The sequence below is a fragment of the Cognatazoarcus halotolerans genome (genome assembly GCF_009800965.1).
Lineage (GTDB): Bacteria > Pseudomonadota > Gammaproteobacteria > Burkholderiales > Rhodocyclaceae > Cognatazoarcus > Cognatazoarcus halotolerans.
The window spans coordinates 78,877-95,983 of sequence record NZ_WUAF01000013.1; the positions used below are offsets into that span (position 1 = coordinate 78,877).

At 63.2% G+C, this 17,107-nt stretch carries 15 protein-coding genes and 1 tRNA gene; all 16 read right to left on the reverse strand.

Translation table 11 applies throughout. The features are described from left to right. Positions 1-11: 11 nt before the first annotated feature. Positions 12-602 carry a retron system putative HNH endonuclease gene (locus tag GQB03_RS16425; protein WP_159691723.1) on the reverse strand — a complete coding sequence of 197 codons (591 nt, stop codon included), beginning with the start codon at positions 600-602 and terminating at the stop codon, positions 12-14. Positions 603-604: 2 nt separating this feature from the next. Then, positions 605-2,035 (reverse strand): AAA family ATPase, encoded by a 1,431-nt coding sequence (locus GQB03_RS16430; protein ID WP_159691725.1) that lies wholly within the window; start codon positions 2,033-2,035, stop codon positions 605-607. Then, on the reverse strand, positions 2,026-5,559 hold the full coding sequence (locus tag GQB03_RS16435; RefSeq protein ID WP_159691727.1) for a helicase-related protein: 3,534 nt from the start codon (positions 5,557-5,559) through the stop codon (positions 2,026-2,028). Before GQB03_RS16435 ends, GQB03_RS16430 begins: the two co-directional genes overlap by 10 nt. A gap of 180 nt (positions 5,560-5,739) precedes the next feature. Further along, positions 5,740-6,510 (reverse strand): hypothetical protein, encoded by a 771-nt coding sequence (locus GQB03_RS16440; protein ID WP_159691729.1) that lies wholly within the window; start codon positions 6,508-6,510, stop codon positions 5,740-5,742. A gap of 19 nt (positions 6,511-6,529) precedes the next feature. Further along, the gene (locus tag GQB03_RS16445) at positions 6,530-6,826 is read right to left on the reverse strand and encodes a hypothetical protein (protein WP_159691731.1); all 297 of its coding nucleotides are present in this window, start codon (positions 6,824-6,826) and stop codon (positions 6,530-6,532) included. Continuing rightward, positions 6,817-8,118 carry an AAA family ATPase gene (locus GQB03_RS16450; RefSeq protein WP_159691733.1) on the reverse strand — a complete coding sequence of 434 codons (1,302 nt, stop codon included), beginning with the start codon at positions 8,116-8,118 and terminating at the stop codon, positions 6,817-6,819. Before GQB03_RS16450 ends, GQB03_RS16445 begins: the two co-directional genes overlap by 10 nt. Then, positions 8,111-8,536 (reverse strand): DNA primase, encoded by a 426-nt coding sequence (locus tag GQB03_RS16455; RefSeq protein ID WP_159691735.1) that lies wholly within the window; start codon positions 8,534-8,536, stop codon positions 8,111-8,113. The genes GQB03_RS16450 and GQB03_RS16455 overlap by 8 nt, the downstream gene beginning before the upstream one ends. A gap of 10 nt (positions 8,537-8,546) precedes the next feature. Next, positions 8,547-8,759, reverse strand: a complete 213-nt coding sequence (locus GQB03_RS16460) for a helix-turn-helix transcriptional regulator (RefSeq protein ID WP_159691737.1) — start codon at positions 8,757-8,759, stop codon at positions 8,547-8,549. A gap of 232 nt (positions 8,760-8,991) precedes the next feature. Then, complete coding sequence (locus tag GQB03_RS16465; protein WP_159691739.1) at positions 8,992-9,762, reverse strand: hypothetical protein; 771 nt, start codon at positions 9,760-9,762, stop codon at positions 8,992-8,994. Positions 9,763-9,892: 130 nt separating this feature from the next. Beyond that, entirely contained in the window at positions 9,893-11,128 is a 1,236-nt protein-coding gene (locus tag GQB03_RS16470; protein WP_159691741.1) for a tyrosine-type recombinase/integrase, read from the reverse strand. A 175-nt stretch (positions 11,129-11,303) separates the two neighbouring features. After that, a tRNA-Ala gene (locus GQB03_RS16475) sits at positions 11,304-11,379 on the reverse strand. 73 nt (positions 11,380-11,452) lie between these two features. Further along, positions 11,453-12,436, reverse strand: a complete 984-nt coding sequence (locus GQB03_RS16480) for an L-threonylcarbamoyladenylate synthase (RefSeq protein WP_159691743.1) — start codon at positions 12,434-12,436, stop codon at positions 11,453-11,455. 4 nt (positions 12,437-12,440) lie between these two features. Further along, entirely contained in the window at positions 12,441-13,616 is a 1,176-nt protein-coding gene (locus GQB03_RS16485; RefSeq protein ID WP_159691745.1) for a 5-(carboxyamino)imidazole ribonucleotide synthase, read from the reverse strand. A gap of 121 nt (positions 13,617-13,737) precedes the next feature. Beyond that, entirely contained in the window at positions 13,738-14,259 is a 522-nt protein-coding gene (gene purE / locus GQB03_RS16490; protein WP_159691747.1) for a 5-(carboxyamino)imidazole ribonucleotide mutase, read from the reverse strand. A gap of 67 nt (positions 14,260-14,326) precedes the next feature. After that, complete coding sequence (folD, locus tag GQB03_RS16495) at positions 14,327-15,202, reverse strand: bifunctional methylenetetrahydrofolate dehydrogenase/methenyltetrahydrofolate cyclohydrolase FolD (protein WP_159691749.1); 876 nt, start codon at positions 15,200-15,202, stop codon at positions 14,327-14,329. A gap of 109 nt (positions 15,203-15,311) precedes the next feature. Continuing rightward, positions 15,312-17,057 (reverse strand): potassium/proton antiporter, encoded by a 1,746-nt coding sequence (locus GQB03_RS16500; protein WP_159691751.1) that lies wholly within the window; start codon positions 17,055-17,057, stop codon positions 15,312-15,314. Positions 17,058-17,107 lie beyond the last annotated feature (50 nt).

Sequence of the window (17,107 nt, forward strand, 5' to 3'; positions counted from 1 at the left end):
GTCTCGGGGCGTCAGAAAGCGGTCGCCAGGATGTGCCGATACGGCGCGCTTTGTAGAAAGTCGGGGAAATCTGCGGGAGCCTGCTGAAGGATTGCAATGGCACTGGCGAGCCAGCGCCTGCGTTCATCTACAAGATCAGAATCCTTGTTCAGGCCCAGCATGTCTCGGGTCTGGGTTGCAGCATGCCGGCGTTGCCGGGTCAGGTCTGGTAGCGGCTCGATGGTGCCGTCGGTGGACAGTGCCCATTCGGCATTGCAGCCGGGGCCGGGCTCGATGGGCAGCAAGCCGTTTTTCTTCTTCTGCCCGCAGGTTTTCGGGTTGATGCAGCTGTGGGCGAAGTTGCGGTAGGCAAAGCACAGGTCCGGCCTCGCATTGGCGCCAGCCTTCGGCTGGATGTGGTCGATCTGGCCTTCGGTCGGCTGCAGAGGTTTTTCACAATAGGCGCACAGGCCGCCCTGATCCTCGTTCAGATCGGCTTTGACGGCTAACTTGATCAGCTGGAAAGCTCGACTGTCGAAGTCGACGGCGGCCAGCGCGGGATGGGCTCCGACAAAATCCGTCAGCGCCGGGGTTGGCGTAGTGCGGAGTTGCAGTTCAACCATGCTCAGCCCGCCTTGCCCGACTTACGCGCCGCGAGAAAACGCCACGTTGCCAAGTCGCTGTCGTGGAACTGATAGCCCGCGTTTTCCAGCGTGCCACGCAGTTGCTGTGCGTCAGCGCTGTCTTCCTGCCCGGTCCGCACCAGCTGCTCGTAGCGGCGGATGTCGTCCTGCAGGGGTAGCTCTGGCTCACGTTGTGTACCCATGACCTTGGCTAGGGCATCGCCGGACTCGTGCGCTAGGGGGCTGAAATCCGGCTTGCTGGCTTCGAAGCCGGTTTCCGTGGACTGGAGAATCCGGATGTTGTCGCGGCTGACCGTGGTCAACACCTGCGGGCTGTGGGTGGTGACGATGAACTGGGTAAGCGGGAACGTGCGCATCAGGTCGCTAAGAACCCGCTGTTGCCAGGTTGGGTGCAAATGGAGGTCGATCTCATCGACCAGCATGATCGCGGGTGCACCCATAGCGAGCGCCTGCTGAAACGGATTGACTGGCTCCAGACATGCAGAGAGCACATGAAGCTGATCTGCTTCACCCAGCAGATCAAGAAAATGCGCCTGAAAATCGACACTGCCGTACTGAAGCTGCGGATTCGCAATTGAAAGCCGTCGCGCAAAATCCATCGCAAGGGCGAGCATGCTTTGATAACCCTGGCTGAGCTGGTTTACCAGGAGGTGCGCCCCGTCAGCTTTGCGTTCCAGCACAAACTTGTGGTCTCGGTTGAAATGCGGGTTCGAGTACTCACCCCCCAGCATTTCTTCGATGGCAGTACGAACCGCGATGATATTCGGCGACTCAGTGAAATCTTCGCCGGCGACGCCCTTGTTGGCTCTGAGCTCGGCAGCCTCTTCCTGATCGAACCAGGCCAGCATTTCACGGAAGTCGCTCATGGAATCCAGTGCACCAAACAGCGCAGATGCTGGATAGCCATAGTTCACCTTGGCTGCCCGCAGGCGCTGCGGGACCTCGATATACCCGCGCCTTGCTCCGTAGTAGGCCATGACGGGTGTCAGACGGGGGAGATCCGAGGCATAGCTGTCAGAAATGCCTTGCAGACGGTGCTTGAGCTCGGTCTGACCAATTGAATGTTCGGGTTTCTTGCCTTTTGTCGAGGCGCGCCAAACATCCCAAACCAACCCATCAACGGTTTCCACTTGCAGCTGGGTAAAGTCCGCCATGCCCCAGCGTGCTTTGGCACCAAACTGCGGCCACTGAACGACGCGGAAGTCTGCGTCCTGAATGCCACGTCCAGTCAGCCTTTGATTGGCTGAAGACAGGTAAGTCAGTACGGGTGATAGGGCTCCCGCGATCGCGTCAAGGACCGCGGTCTTGCCTGCTCCGTTTTCGCCAATGAGCACCGTAAGGCGCGGATGCAGATCCAATTCAAGGCGTTCAAAGCATCGAAAGTTGCTCAGCGTGAGCTTGTTCAAGCGCATGGGGCCGTACTCCTGCCAAGCAGTTCGTCGAGATCCAGATTGATGCTGGTGACGGCCCAATCCGGCTCCTGGGTGAAGGGGCGTCGAATGTAGAACGGGCCTTCTACATTGTCACCGTCAGCCAGCACGACCGCCATGATGAACTTGTCCACCTGGTTCAGCCCGTAGAGGATCTCGTTGCGGGTGACGGTGATGGTGGTGGCGCCCTTGGCGCGCCCCTTGACCTCGATGTGGCGGGCGGGCGGCAGGCGGCCGTCGATGGGACCGGGCAGGCTGGTGACGTCCCAGCCGCACTTCTGCGCGGACACGTCGATGACCTCATGGCCGAGGGCGCGCTCGGCATCCATGACCACCTGCATGGCGAGGGCCTCGATGCGGGCACGGGCTGCGGCATCTGCACTCCAACCCGGTTCGCCACGGCGCTGCAGCAACAAGCCTTGCGGGATGACCAACGCGCCGCCGACCACCGTGGGGGTGCTGGAGATCACATGGCGCATGGCCTGCAACTCGGCGGTGCGGGTCTGCAGCCGGGCGGAGAGCTCGTCCAGAGTACGCAGGGCGTTGTCGTAGTTGAGGCGCGGCTGCTTGCCTGCAGCGACGTCGTCCTTGAGCTTGATCGAGCGGTCCTGCCAGTAGTTGATCTCCTTCACCAGCCGTTCGTGCACCGCGGCGAGGGTCTTGTCGACCTGCTGCACGCGGCGGGTGCGGACTTCCTCGAAATGCTCGGGCACCAGATGGATCGAGGCATGGGCGAGCGCCCGCTGCTCCAGTTGATTAGCTTGACCAGTGGCGACCCAAGGGGCGTCGAGCACGTCGCGGATGCGGACGAGGTCGTCGGCGGCGATGGGTTCAAGGTCGAGGTGGGGCGCCCAGCCGGCATGGATGGCCTCGCCTGCAGGGTCGATCTCCACGAACTGCATGCGGCGCGAGACGATGCGGTTCTGGTCCGCGCCTTCCTTCACGGCGTGATCGACGATGAACATCAGCCGCGGAGTGAGCCCGAGGTCTGCCGGATCGATCAGCACCGCGCCCTGCTTGAGCTTGTTGCGATGCTGTTCCAGCACAATGTCGGTGACGGCCTGCATCAGCGGATGGCCGGGATGGATGAGGCTTGCCATCTTGGCCTCCGCCCGACCGGGCACGCGAACATGGTCTTTCTCGAAGCAGACGCGCTCGTAGCGGCGCAGCACCGGCTCGTTGTAACGCCGGTCGCGGCCGGCGATCTGGCGGTCGCGCTCGCGGATGATGGCCGGGACATTGGTGATCTCGGCGCGGCCGGCTTCGCGCGGTCGCACTTCGCCCCCGAGCGACTGGAACGCCTGATTGAAAAAAGCGCGGATAAAGTAGGGCTGCAGCTTGCGGGCTTCGGCCTTCTCCATCTCTTCCTTCACTGCGTAGAGGCGCTGCGGGTCCATGACCTCTTCGCACAGCGCATTGCGGCGGATGATGTTCTGCAGGTGGTCGGTGTCGAGGGCGCCCTCGATCTTGCGGAAGAGCTCGGCCTTGCGCGCAGGGTCTTCTCCGTACTTGATGGCCTCGATGAGGAGCTCGCGCAGGCTTTTTTCCTCGAATACTTCACCCAGGATGTCGAACACCCGCCCGCCCAGGGCCTTGCGCTCGACTTCAAGCTTGTCGAACAGGCGCTGAAAGACGTCGCCTTCGCGGGTCTCGTTGGCGACCATGTTCCACAGGTGGCAGATCTCGGCCTGGCCGATACGGTGGATGCGGCCAAAGCGCTGCTCAATGCGGTTGGGGTTCCAGGGCAGGTCGTAATTGACCATGAGGTTGGCGTTTTGCAGGTTCACGCCTTCGCCGGCCGCATCGGTGGCAATAAGCACGCGCACCGCCGGGTCGTTGCGGAAGAGCTCCTGCACCTTGCGCCTGTCCTCGCGCTTGACGCCGCCGTGGATGAGCACCACCGCTTCTTCGCTGCCGAGCACACCGCGGATCTTCACGGCGAGGTAGTTGAGTGTGTCGCGGTGTTCGGTGAAGACGATGAGCTTGCGCTGTCGGCCGTCGGCGTCGTGCATCTCGGGCGTGTCCTGCAGCAGGCGTGAGAGTTCATCCCACTTGCGGTCCTGGCCGGAATGCACCACCTGGCGGGCCTGCTCTTCCAGCCCTTCGAGGATGACGATCTCGGCCTGCAGTTCGACGATGGTGCGGGCGGCGGTGGCCTGATCGACGACCGATTCCTCGAACTCCTCGTAGTCTTCCGGGGCGAGGTTGTCGGGGGCGTCCCAGATGTCTTCGCCGGCGCCGTTGGTGAACACGCTGTTGGCGAGCACTTCGCCGCGCTGGCGCAGCTTCTCTTCTTCGACCCGGCGCTGCAGCTTGGCTCGACGACGACGCAGCGACTGGTAAATGGCCTCCGGGCTGGAGGCAAGCCGGCGCTGCAGCGCAGTGAGCGCGAAACCGACCGTACCGCGGCGGGCACCGTCTTCGAGCTGGTCGGCGCGGTTCATCTCGGTCTTCACGTAGTCGGTGACGGCGCCGTAAAGCGCAGCCTCAAGATCCGAGAGACGGTAATTGACCGTGTAGGCGCGGCGCTCAGGAAAGAGCTTGCTGCCGTCGAAGCGCAGCATCTCTTCCTTGACCATGCGACGCATGAGGTCAGACACATCCACCTTGTGCGCGCCGTCACGGAATTTGCCGTAGAAGCGATCGGAGTCGAGCAACGACAGGAAGAGCTGGAAATCCTCTTCCTTGCCGTTGTGCGGCGTCGCGGTCATCAGCAGGAAGTGGCGGGTGATGCTGCCGAGCAGTTCGCCGAGCTGAAAGCGCTTGGTCTTGTTGATCTTGTTGCCGAAGTAGTTGGCCGAGAGCTTGTGCGCTTCATCGACCACCACCAGATCCCAGCGCGTGAGCTGCAGCTTCTGTAGCAAGTCGTCGTTGCGCGAGAGCTGATCGACCCGGGCCACCAGCAGGTCGGTGTCCTCGAACGGGTTGCCGCTGGCGCTGTTCTCGACGAGGTCGCGGCCAAAGATGCGGAACTCCAGCCCGAACTTCTCGCGCATCTCGTCCTGCCACTGCTCCACAAGGCTACCCGGGGCGACGATGAGCACGCGGCGGGCGTCGGCGCGCATCAGGAGCTCGCGGATGAAGAGGCCCGCCATGATCGTCTTGCCCGCACCAGGGTCATCCGCCAGCACGTAGCGCAGCGGCTGGCGCTGCAACATGGATTCGTAGACTGCGGTGATCTGGTGCGGAAGTGGTTCGACGTTGGAGGTGTGCACCGCCATCATCGGGTCGAACAGATGCGCCAGGTTGATCCGCCATGCTTCGGCTGCGAGTTTGAAGGCTTCGCCCGGGGCGTCGAATGCCCATGGACGTCCGGCTTCAGCGAGCGAGAGGTTGGGCTCGTCACTGCGAAACAGCATGCGCTCAGAGAGTCGGCCGTCGGCCATCTTGTAGATGACCGTGAGTGCATCAGGGCCTACCTGCTCCGTGGCGACCACGCGGACGATCTGACCGAGCTCGATGCCTACAAGCGCGGCGTTTGGGGTGATGTGTTCAAGCTTGAGCATGAAGGAGGTAAAAATGGCGTGGTTGGGCGCGATGCAGTGACTCAGCGATTATACCGATCGCAACAATGAACCACGGTGGGGCCCGATGCTAAGTCAATCCCTAAGATTCTGGCCCGCGCGTCAAGCCTCCGAGTGGGCAAAGATTGCGCAGGGAGCTATTCCTCCCGAATTCGCCTCAGCTCAATCCGATGTTCCCGAAGAGCCCGTGCCAACTCGCGCAGCTCCGGACGCAGCCCCCCCTTGAAGGCATTGCGCGAGGAAGTGCTCTTCCCCTGGGCCGTGGTCGGCCCCGACGCCTGCTCCCAAGGTTGCCATGTGCGAATCAACTCCGCTTGTCGTGCGCGCCGCTCCGGCGTCCAACCGTTTGCCATCACCCTTCTCCAATAGTTCGTTCCGCTGTTTTCCGGATTTTTTTGTCGCGCGAGCGCCAAGCATCGTCCCGTGGTTGTTGATTTGCTGCGGGCCAGTAGTCAGATTCGCTTGCTTCGCGATTAGCATGGGTGGGCTCTTGATCGCGGCGAGGGTCTCGAGCGTAGCGCGGCACTGCGACTGCGCGCGCAGCGCAAGCTTGAGGAATGTTTCAAGGCTCGGCATGTACTCGGCGCTGAAAGCTCGCTCCGACAGCTGAGCGAACAGGGTCTGCAATGCAGTGGCTTGCCCGATGAGCATCGCCTCCACCCGGGTAAGGTCACCACTGCCGATCGCGCTTGCCTGCTCACTCAGTTGGTCGATCATGGTGGGCACATCCACAGCCTCATCAAGCCCAACCTTCGTGTCGGTCGCACTCAGGACGCGGTAGGCTGCAAGCTCGGGGCTTGTGTATAGCTGGGCGAACCTCCGCCCGGGGGTCATCACGTCAGCATCGTTGGCCAATTCAATGAGCCCTTCCTCGCGGGGAGAACTTGTAATGTCTGTGGCTTCTAAGCGCATCGGCTCCTCCGTTGAGCTCATCTTTTTGTGTCTCCTGTTGCTATTTCGGCGGCTCGACGTCGGCGCCAGACCGAACCAAACTCATTTCCGCCTCGGTCGCTCCCTGTGGGCAGGCGACCGTGAAGGCTGTTCGCAGCGGCGGGCGGATAATCCAGATGCGATGCAGGCCGGCGAGGCGCGTCTGCACCTCACGGAGGACTGCGGCGCGATGCTGGCGCAAGCGCGGTGCCCATTCGTTGATCGCGTCTCGATCGCCACGCAACCCTACACGCGCACCCTCCAGGACGAAGCGCACTCCGTCCATTTCGGCTCGATCGAGTAGGTCCTTTACAGCCATTCCTCTACCTCCTCGGCCTCTTCGCTGGACTCGGGCACCCCATCGTTGTCAGCGCACGCCAACTCCACCATACGTGGCACGACTGGCACGATCGCAGTGTCGCCATCATTCGTGCCATTCATGCCGCAGTTTTTGTAGTCGGCATGCGAGTTACTCCGGGTGTCACGATTGGGAAGGGACCAGACGGCAATTTTTTCCTTCCCGAAGCCGCTGATCTTGGTTGCCGCGCCAATGCGCTTCCGCGCACGCTGAATGGTCCTTTCGGTGAAGCCGCAAGCGCGGCCGGCCTTGATCGCGTCGGTCTTGGTGATCTCACACTCGTCGATCAGCAGCGCACGCAACCACGCAGCCACTTCATTGTCCTCATCTGCACGACCTTCGCCTTGCGGGGGATCAGCATCGGCGGCGGCAAGAATCTCGCGAGCGCTGCCCTCAATCTTTTCACCCCACACCACTCGCGACGCCCAAACGCCAGGAAATTGGTGCAGTTCGACCTGATCGAGATCGTAGTAATAGCCACCATCATCAGGCCCGATGTTGGATTTCGCGCGAGCCAGGATGCGACGAGGCGCGTTCTCCTTGTCGCCGTCCTGTACCTTGGCCGCGGCGAGTACGACGCGAGCCAGTGCGCCGAAGGCCAGCGAGCCGGCGACGCGCTCGGTCGGATCGCGACCCTGACTGCCCTTGGAAAAGTGACTGATGCCCAGGATCGCGGCGTTTATCTCGTGGCCCAGATCTACCAAGGGCTGCAGAGCGCGGCGTACTTCGGTGTTCTTGTGGCTGTCGCCGGTGACCGCAGATACGACCGGATCGCAGATCAACAGACGAACGTTGCCGACACGCATCGCAGCATCCGGCAAATCACGCATATCTGACGCCGGATCGAACGGGCGGTGGTCACCGCCGTCACGGACGCTTCCGACGAAATGAATACGCGTCATGTCCGCACCGCAGGCTAACAGACGCGGTGCGAGCGTGTCGGTCGGGTCGTCTTCCCCAGACCAGATCAGAACATCGCCGACGGTGCGCACGCGACTCCCGTCAGGCCAATACCCCCGGGTCGTTAGCGCTGCGGCGAGCGCCAGCGCGAGGGTAGTCTTGCCCGTGCCGGGTGCGCCAGCGAGGATGTGCAGCTTGCCGGCGGCGAGCCAGCCGTCCCACAGCCAATCTATCGGGGCCGGACGGATTGCAGCGCCATTGATGAGATGTACGGCGCGGAGGCCAATTGGGCCCTCCTTGATCGCGTCCGCCGCCTTATCGAGATGTGCCTGTCCCACAGAGTATTCAGCCATGGCACACTCCTGCGAGATACAGTCCCGTCCGGATCCGACCAACTGCGACAGCCAGACGAGCGTGGTCAGCTGCAGTCAGAGCGTCGGAACTGCGGACCAATGCTGCTGCCGCGAGGATCACCAGCGCCTCAAAAGCAAGTGCGCGAAGCACGTCAACCGCGGGGAAGGGACGGCGCTCCCGCGTCAGACACCCATCCAGGCGCTCGGGGAATAGGTCCGCGAGGCTGAGGCCGATCGCGACGAGAATGTTCTGCGTCGGCTCGCCGCCGAAGTCGTGGATCAGGAGACGACCATCACCCAGTTCTCGCCATGTGCCGGACATGGTCTTGTCACGGCGTGTCGGAACGCGGAACATGCCGTGGTCGCGGCCAGTGGTCTTGTGCTCGACGAGACTCAAAAACCTATCGCGGGGACTCATTGCATGCCCCTTAAGCGCGGTTGCGCGCCATGGCGACGCGATCAGCCAACCAAGCGTCGATCTCGTGCTCGAGCCAACCGACCGAGCGCGCCCCGAGAGAGATCGGAGCAGGGAAATCACCGCGCCTAATACGGTCGTACATCGTGGAGCGCGGCAGCCCTGTGCGGCCCTCCACCTCACGGCGCTTGATGATGCGGGGATGTGCTTCTGCGATTGCGGCCATTTTCAGATCCTCGGATGTCGAAGGAAGTCCGAAACGCTCCATTGCGTTCGGTATGGCCGAATCTAGGCGAAATGCCGCAGCCTGAAATAGCTGGGTAGGTTCAGAAAACCTACCCCAAAAAAACTGGGATGGTGGGTGGGGTAGGTTTCCCCTCCGCGAGCGCCAAGGTCGAGAAAGCCAGTGTTTACAAGGCTTTTTTGGGTGGGTGGGTTGATTGCTGAGGGTGGGTGGGTTACTCGCCGGGGGTCTTTGGTGCGCCGCCGCCCGGTTGCCAGTTCGCCATTTTCGCAGCTTCCTCGATGCCCGTTTCGTTGGGCTTCCCTTCGTCGTCGGTCATGCCGAACTCCGCCGCATGTTCGCGCAGCCATTTTGCCAATGCCTGCTTCGGCGTCTTACCGCCTGTATCGGTTACGGCTTGCCACGCACGCACTGCCGCCGCCAATTTGGGCGCATAGCGCGGATTGTTTGGGTCAAGGTAGTCTGGCGCTTCGTTAGCCGCAGGGAAGAAGAAACCAGTGCGGACATTAGATGCCTCCAGCCATGCGACCAGATCAGGAACGGCGACGGTCGTTTTCCCCCAGTCTGGCGACTCGCAATAAATTACGGCAGGCTCAAAGCCATTTCGGATGCCGCCGCCTTCATCAGAGAGGGGGCGTAGGGACTCGCCATGATTCGGATTTTCGTCCCATCCTTGCATCCGTGCGTCGCGCCGAATTACGGCTTTTAGGGAACCCGCGTTTATCGCATTCACCAGCGCGGCAAAAGCCGTCTTGACCCATGAGACTCCGTTGCTCTCGCGCCACCCATGCTCATTCTCGAGCCACGCCTCATGGAGGGAGTTGAATCGGACCCAGTTCGGGTCATATCCAGCGATCAGCGCCGCTGCCTGATGAACTGTCAATGGATTGGCAAGACGCCAAAGCGGGTTGATGGTCTCCCAATACTCAGCCGAGAACCTCACGCTATTTGCAATTGCCAGTTCATCAACTTCATCATCGCTCAACGTTCGAATCATATTGCGCCCCTTTTCGCCAGTACTTAAAGATAGGTGCCGCGCCAGCCGGACAAGGGTATCCGGTTTTCGGCCTCGGGGATCAGCCTCAGCCCAGGCGCGGCATTGCTTTGTCAGGCGATCATGCCGCGCTGGTTGGCAGCGCAATCACGTCCGCACCAACCTTCAGTCGGTCGAGATAGTCCGCCCACTTCTGCATCATGGCTTTGCGGTCCTTCAGGAACTTTGTCCGGTTGTAGGCTTCGCCCAGCGCATCCGGTACGCGGTGTGCCAGTTGATGTTCGATCACGTCGCGGTCTATGCCGAGTTCTTCATGCAGAATGGTGCGCGCCATCGCCCTGAATCCATGGCCGGTAATCTCGGTCCTGGTGTCGTAGCCTAGGCGCCGCAATGCCGCGTTGATGGTGGCCTCGCTCATGGGCTTTTTCGGGTCGCGCCCGACGAACACATGCTGGCGGTGCCCGGTCAGCGGGTGTAGGTCCTTGAGGATCGCCAGCGCCTGCTGAGATAGCGGAACGATGTGTTCGCGCCGCCGCTTCATCCGCTCGGCAGGGATGCGCCACTCTTCGCGCTCGAAGTCGATCTCTGCCCACTGCGCCCCGCGTAGCTCGCCAGGACGGACAAAGACCAGCGGTGCCAGCCTCAGCGCGGACTGCACCACCAGCGTGCCCTTGAAGGCGTCCATCGTCCGCAGCAACACCCCCACCTCTGCCGGACTGGTGATTGCAGCGAAGTGTTCGGCCTTGGGCTTTTTCACGACTCCGCGCAGATCGGCAGTCGGGTCACGCTCGGCACGCCCGGTCGCCACCGCGTAGCGCATGGCTTGGCCGATGTTCTGCTTGGCCCGGTAAGCGGTGTCCGCTGCACCCCTGTCCACAATGCGCTGGCAGCAGGTCAGCACGTCCATCGGCTTGATCTCCGCGACCGGCATTTTGCCCAGCCAGGGGAACACGTCTTTTTCCAGCCGCTGAATGATCTTGTCGGCGTGCCCAGGCGCCCAGGACAGCGCAGCACGCTCACGCTCAAACCACTCGCGTGCCGTCGCCTCGAAGGTTTCTACCTGAGCGACACGTTCGGCTTTCACTGCGGCCTTCCTCGCCTGCTTGGCTGCGCTCGGGTCGGTGCCCTCCGCAATCTGTTTTCGCGCCTCGTCCCGCCGATCACGCGCCGCCTTGAGCGAAACGTCAGGGTACGCCCCCAGCGACAGCAGCTTTTCCTTCCCGCCGATACGGTACTTGAGCCTCCACAGCTTGCCGCCGCTTGGCGTCACCAGCAGAAACAGCCCTTTTTCGTCGGCGTACTTTCGCTGCTTTGACTCGGGCTTGATCGTCTTGATCTGCCTGTCGGTCAGTGGCATTGGGGGTATCTCTAACTAAGGGGTGCAATGGCTTTTGCCCCATACCCCCAACTTTACCCCCACCTACCACCGGATTCCAATAGCCTTTATCGGACTACTCAGGACCTAAAAAAGCCCGGAACCCTTGTTTTAATTAGGGTTTCCGGGCTTTTTCGGACTGCATCGGAAGTATTCATGGTGGACCGAAGGAGGATCGAACTCCCGACCTCTGCATTGCGAACGCAGCGCTCTCCCAGCTGAGCTATCGGCCCGAGGTGAGCGATTATATCGATGCAGACAGCCAAAGAGAAGCCGGCGATGCGCGAACCTGCCAGCGACGGCGTTTCAGGTTTCGTCGTCTTCGCCGGAGCCGACTGCTGCACGCCCCAATCGGTCGGCAACGGCCTGCCAGGATGGAGAGGCTTCCGGTGCTTCTACCAGGATCCGGGCTGCGCCGAGGTGGTCCAGATCGCGCAGCGCCGCGTAAAGATCGTGGGCAAACCCGGCCGCATCTACCGGAGCTTCACGCCACAGCCTGCAACTGGCGCCCGGTGGTTGCGGGCGCCGGGCAAGCACCACGGTGTTGTCTGATGGCCCCTGCTGCAAGGTGGCGACGAGGTCATCGATCGTCAGCACCGCGAGCGGCGTGCGCGGCGCATAGTGCGCGGCAAGCGATCCGGAGACACGGGGGGCAGCGGTATCGACCTGCTCCGCAGCGGGATGCTGGCCCGGCTGACGTCCGATCACGGCGGCGATATCGTCGGCAGTGATGGCACCTGGGCGCAGGATCATCGGCGTGTCGCGGGAAAGGTCGAGGATTGTCGACTCGATGCCGACCTCGCAGGGGCCGCCGTCGAGAACCATGCTCACCCGTTCGCCCAGTTCTTCGCGCACATGGGCGGCGGTGGTCGGGCTGATGCGGCCGAAGCGGTTTGCCGACGGTGCGGCGACACCCGACCCGAAGGCGCGCAGCAGTTCGAGCGCGACCGGATGGCCCGGCACACGCAGGCCGACGGTATCCTGCCCACCGGTGACGATGTCCGGCACCTCCTCGCTACGCTTGAGGATCAGGGTCAGGGGCCCCGGCCAGAAGGCCCGCGCCAGGGCGATGGCCTCCCTGGGGATGCTGCTCGCCCAGATCGGCAGTTGCGCGGCATCCGGTAGATGGACGATCAGCGGATGATCTGCCGGCCGCCCCTTGGCGGCAAAGATCTTCGCAGCCGCTTCCGGGTTGAGCGCGTCGGCGCCGAGGCCGTAGACCGTCTCGGTCGGAAAGGCGACGAGCTCGCCGGCGCGGAGCCTTTCGGCGGCCTGCTGGATTTCGTGCATCGGCTCAGTCCGTGATGCCGATCGCGGTGCGTGCCGCCAGCGCCGTTGCCAGCACCTGGTCGGGATCGTTGCCGGTCACCACGAAATGGCCCATCTTGCGGCCTGGCCGCGCATGGTGCTTGGCGTAGAGATGCAGGTGCAGGCCGGGGTATGCGTGGAGCACTGCCCAGTCGGGCTCGCGATAGGCACCTTGCGCTGTGCCCCCTTCGTACCAGAGCTCGCCAAGCAGGTTCACCATTACTGCGGCCGAGTGCATGCGCGGCTCACCGAGCGGCAAGCCGCACAGCGCGCGCACCTGCTGCTCGTATTGCGAGGTGCTGCTGGCGTCGATGGTGTGGTGACCACTGTTGTGCGGCCGCGGCGCCATTTCGTTCACGAACAGTTCGCCACGGCAGACGAAAAACTCGACGCCGAGGGTGCCCACGTAGCCCAGCTTTTCAGCGATCCGCTCGGCGATTGCCTGGGCCGAATCGCGCTGGCAGGCAGATGCCCGGGCCGGGGCGATCGTGACGTCGAGGATGCCGCGACGGTGGCTGTTCTCCCCCGCGGCAAAACAGGCGACCCGGCCGCCCTCGTCGCGTGCGAGCACCACCGATACCTCGTAGTCGAGCGAGAGCATCTTTTCGAGCACGCAGGGCTCACCCCTGAACTGGTGAAACGCATGCAGCGCTTCGGCACGGTCTGCCACCCGCGCCTGCCCCTTGCCGTCGTAGCCAAAGCGCGCGACCTTGAGCACTGCCGGAAAAAGCCCGGCATTGGCCTCGGCCACGTCATCGTCGCAGCGAATCACCGCAAAAGGACCATGCGGCATGCCATTGTCGCGCAGGAAGGTTTTTTCGGCGATTCGGTTCTGGCAGATCGCGACGGCGCGCGCACCCGGGCGCACCGGCAGGAACTTGGCGAGGTAATCAAGCGTTTCGGCGGGGACGTTCTCGAACTCGGTGGTGACCGCGGCACAGTTGCCGGCCATGCGGTCGAGCGCGGCGTAGTCATCGTAGGCGGCAACCAGGTGCTCATCGGCGATCAGACCGGCCGGGCTGTGCGGATCGGGATCGAGCACGCAGACCTTGTAGCCCATTTCGTGCGCAGCCGAAACGAAGAAGCGGCCAAGCTGGCCACCACCGAGCATTCCCAGCGTTGCGGGCGGGAGAATCGAGGAAGAAGAATGCGAAGACGACATGACTGGCCTCAGAAGGCGGAAACGCCGGGAAAAGGATGGCTCACCGGCACGCTCGCACAATCGCTCTGCCGGGAATGAGTGGCGGACAGTATGTACGGGTGGTCGACATTGCTGCGTCGGCTCAGGCCGGTGGCGGCAGATCCATTGCCAGCACCGCTTCGGTCTGCCGCGCTCTGAATGCCATCAGCTTTCCGGCGAGTTCCTCGTCCTCGTTGGCCAGCAGCGCCACCGCGAACAGGGCGGCATTTGCGGCACCGGCCTCCCCGATCGCGAAGGTTGCGACCGGTATCCCCTTTGGCATCTGCACGATCGACAACAGCGAATCCTTGCCAGACAGGGCGCGCGACTGGACCGGCACGCCAAGCACCGGCAGCGTCGTCTTCGCGGCCACCATGCCGGGCAGATGAGCAGCCCCGCCGGCACCTGCGATGATCGCCTTGAGCCCGCGCGAACGCGCGGCTTCGGCATACTCGAACATCAAGTCCGGTGTGCGATGGGCGGAGACCACCCTGGCCTCATAGGCGACGCCAAACTCGGCAAGAATCTTCGCCGCGGCCTGCATCGTCGGCCAGTCGGAATTCGAGCCCATGATCACACCGACCACGGGGGCGGGACAGGAAGCATCAGGTGAGATGGAGGTCATTGCGATCAGGTCCGCAGAGATATTGGTACAAGCATCGACGTCAGCATGATGCGACGCCGCACGCGACTCAGAGTCCGGCCTTCGCCGCGGCGCGTCGGGCAGATTCCACCGTGTTGGCCAGCAGCATGGTGATGGTCATCGGGCCGACACCGCCCGGCACCGGCGAAATGGCACCTGCAACCTCCTTGACCGCATCGAAGTCGACATCGCCACACAGCTTGCCCGCTTCGGCCCCGTCCCGCAGGCGATTGATGCCCACGTCGATCACCGCCGCTCCGGGTTTGACCATGTCGGCCTTGAGGAAGCGGGGCCGTCCCACGGCAGCGACGACGATATCCGCACGGCGCGTATGGGCAGCGAGGTCGCGGGTTTGGGAATGGCACACGGTGACGGTCGCGCCGGCATTGGTGAGCAGCACCGCCATCGGCTTGCCGACGATGTTGGAACGACCGATCACCACCGCATCGGCCCCCTTTACCGGCACTTCGGCAGCCTCCAGCATCTTCATGACACCATGGGGTGTGCAGGGAAAGAACGCCTCCTGCCCTTGCGACAGGCGCCCCACGTTCTCGGCATGAAAGCCATCGACATCCTTCGCCACGCTGATCGCCTCGAGCACGGCCTTTTCATCGAACTGCGGCGGCAGCGGCAACTGGACGAGAATTCCGTGCACCGAAGAATCCGCGTTGAGCGCGGCAATACGCTCGAACACACGGGCCGGATCGACGTCCTGGGGATATTCGAACTTGAGTGACTTGATGCCCGCCTTCTCGCAGGCAGCCACCTTGTTCCGCACATAGACCGCCGAGGCGGGATCGCCGCCAACGAGAATGACCGCCAGGCAGGGCTGGACACCGCGCGCGGAGAGCGCAGCCGCGGCGTCGGCCAACTGGCTGCGCACTTGTACCGACAGTGCATTTCCATCAAGAATGCGGGCCGACATGGAGCGAGTCCCTGTGCTGAAAAACCCGCGATTTTACCAGAGCACAGCGCGATTTCGCAGTCCCGCGTAGTGCTTTGCGTGCGGCGAAGAGGCGGTTCCCCAGGATCGCTCAGCGCGCCGGCCGCGCCACCGGGCATTTGAGACCAATCTGGGAAACCACGCCGCGCTCGTCGATCTCACGGACCGTGAGCACGATGCCGCCGAGCGTAACGCGATCACCAACCACCAGGGCGCGGCCAAGGCGAGCACCGATCAGCGCGCGCAGGGGCAAAGCCGCCTCATCCTCCCCGAGCACGACGCCGTAGTTCGCCACCAATGCACTTGCCGGGCAGGCCGGGTCGACCACGAACTCGCCGAAGAAGCCGGAGTGGGCCGAGAGCTCATGGCCTGCCCCGGCACTGAAGAGACGCGCCAGCCGCTCCGCATGTGCATCGCTGGCGACGAACCAGACGGAATCGCCTTCAGCCATGCGGGTATCGAGCCCCAGCGGGTGAACCCGCCCACCTCGTACCAGCGACACGCAACGCACATCGATTCCTCCCACATCGGCCGCCACATCGTCAGGATGGCGCCCCTCCGCGTGTGCTCCGTGAGCCACCCGGTACTCGAGAAGGTCAAGCGACGCCCGGTCTCCGACCCAGACCTCCCGCCGGTCCACCGGCTCGTCCGACGGGGGCACCTCAACGCCCAGCCAGCGCGCGGCCACTGGCACGGTCGCACCCTGTATCAACAGCGACACCAGGACCACTGCAAAGGCGACGTCGAAGAGCAGGCGCGAATCGGGGATACCCATGGTTACCGGAACGATGGCGAGCACGATGGGCACGGCACCGCGCAGACCGACCCACGAAATGTAGGCGACTTCCCGCGCTTGGTAGCGGAACGGCAGCAAGCCACTCCACACCGCCAGCGGTCGGGCGACGAGCATCAGGAATACCGCCATGACGAGCGCCAGCGGCAGGGTTTCGACGAGATGTGAAGGCGTCACGAGCAGACCGAGCACGAGGAACATGCCGGCCTGGGCCAGCCAGGCCAGACCGTCCATGACCCGCAGCACATGCTCGGTGGCATGGCAGCGACGGTTACCGACCATGAGCCCGGCCAGATAGACTGCCAGGAATCCACTGCCGCCCAGCAGGTTGGCGGTGGCAAAGATCATCAAGCCGCCGGACACGATCAGTAGTGCGTACAGCCCCTCCGCGAGCCGCATTCGCGTCAGCAGGCGGCGCAGCACCCAGCCCCCCGCCCAACCCAACAGCGCACCGATACCCAACTGGGCGACAAGCATGAGCAGGAAACGACCGACCCCGGCCTTTTCGGGGGTGAGGAGCATTTCCACGAGTATGGTCACCAACAGGATCGCCATCGGGTCGTTGGCGCCGGACTCGATCTCGAGCGTCGCCTTGACCCGTTCGTTGAGGCGCACACCGCTGTTGCGCAACAGAGCAAAGACCGCCGCCGCATCCGTTGAGCCGACGATGGCGGCGAGCAGCATGCCCAGCCGCCAGTCGATGTCCATCAACCAGGTGGCGAAGACTCCGAGCACCAGCGCCGTGGCCACCACCCCCCAACTCGCCAGTACGGCGGCGGGCCACAATGCAACGCGAAAGCTGGCCACACGGGTACGCAGACCACCGTCAAGCAGGATGACCGCGAGCGCCAGGTGACCGATGAGGGTCGCCGCCGCAAAGTCATCGAAACGGATACCGCCCGGCCCGTCCTCGCCAGCGAGCATCCCGACCACGAGGAAGAGCAACAGCAGGGGCAGGCCGAGCCGCGCCGACACGGTACTGGCCAGCACGCTGACGAACAGCAGCAAGCCGACGAGGAGAAAGAGTCCGTTCAATGCGCTCATTCGCGGAATCTACCATTTCGTCATGAACAGCGTGCTGCACCACGGGGCAC

Coding starts and splice junctions, on each gene's coding strand:
- GQB03_RS16425 (WP_159691723.1), bottom strand. CDS start 602: ATGGTTGAACTGCAACTCCGCACTACGCCAACCCCGGCGCTGACGGAT.
- GQB03_RS16430 (WP_159691725.1), bottom strand. CDS start 2,035: ATGCGCTTGAACAAGCTCACGCTGAGCAACTTTCGATGCTTTGAACGC.
- GQB03_RS16435 (WP_159691727.1), bottom strand. CDS start 5,559: ATGCTCAAGCTTGAACACATCACCCCAAACGCCGCGCTTGTAGGCATC.
- GQB03_RS16440 (WP_159691729.1), bottom strand. CDS start 6,510: ATGAGCTCAACGGAGGAGCCGATGCGCTTAGAAGCCACAGACATTACA.
- GQB03_RS16445 (WP_159691731.1), bottom strand. CDS start 6,826: ATGGCTGTAAAGGACCTACTCGATCGAGCCGAAATGGACGGAGTGCGC.
- GQB03_RS16450 (WP_159691733.1), bottom strand. CDS start 8,118: ATGGCTGAATACTCTGTGGGACAGGCACATCTCGATAAGGCGGCGGAC.
- GQB03_RS16455 (WP_159691735.1), bottom strand. CDS start 8,536: ATGAGTCCCCGCGATAGGTTTTTGAGTCTCGTCGAGCACAAGACCACT.
- GQB03_RS16460 (WP_159691737.1), bottom strand. CDS start 8,759: ATGGCCGCAATCGCAGAAGCACATCCCCGCATCATCAAGCGCCGTGAG.
- GQB03_RS16470 (WP_159691741.1), bottom strand. CDS start 11,128: ATGCCACTGACCGACAGGCAGATCAAGACGATCAAGCCCGAGTCAAAG.
- GQB03_RS16480 (WP_159691743.1), bottom strand. CDS start 12,436: ATGCACGAAATCCAGCAGGCCGCCGAAAGGCTCCGCGCCGGCGAGCTC.
- GQB03_RS16485 (WP_159691745.1), bottom strand. CDS start 13,616: ATGTCGTCTTCGCATTCTTCTTCCTCGATTCTCCCGCCCGCAACGCTG.
- purE (WP_159691747.1), bottom strand. CDS start 14,259: ATGACCTCCATCTCACCTGATGCTTCCTGTCCCGCCCCCGTGGTCGGT.
- folD (WP_159691749.1), bottom strand. CDS start 15,202: ATGTCGGCCCGCATTCTTGATGGAAATGCACTGTCGGTACAAGTGCGC.
- GQB03_RS16500 (WP_159691751.1), bottom strand. CDS start 17,057: ATGAGCGCATTGAACGGACTCTTTCTCCTCGTCGGCTTGCTGCTGTTC.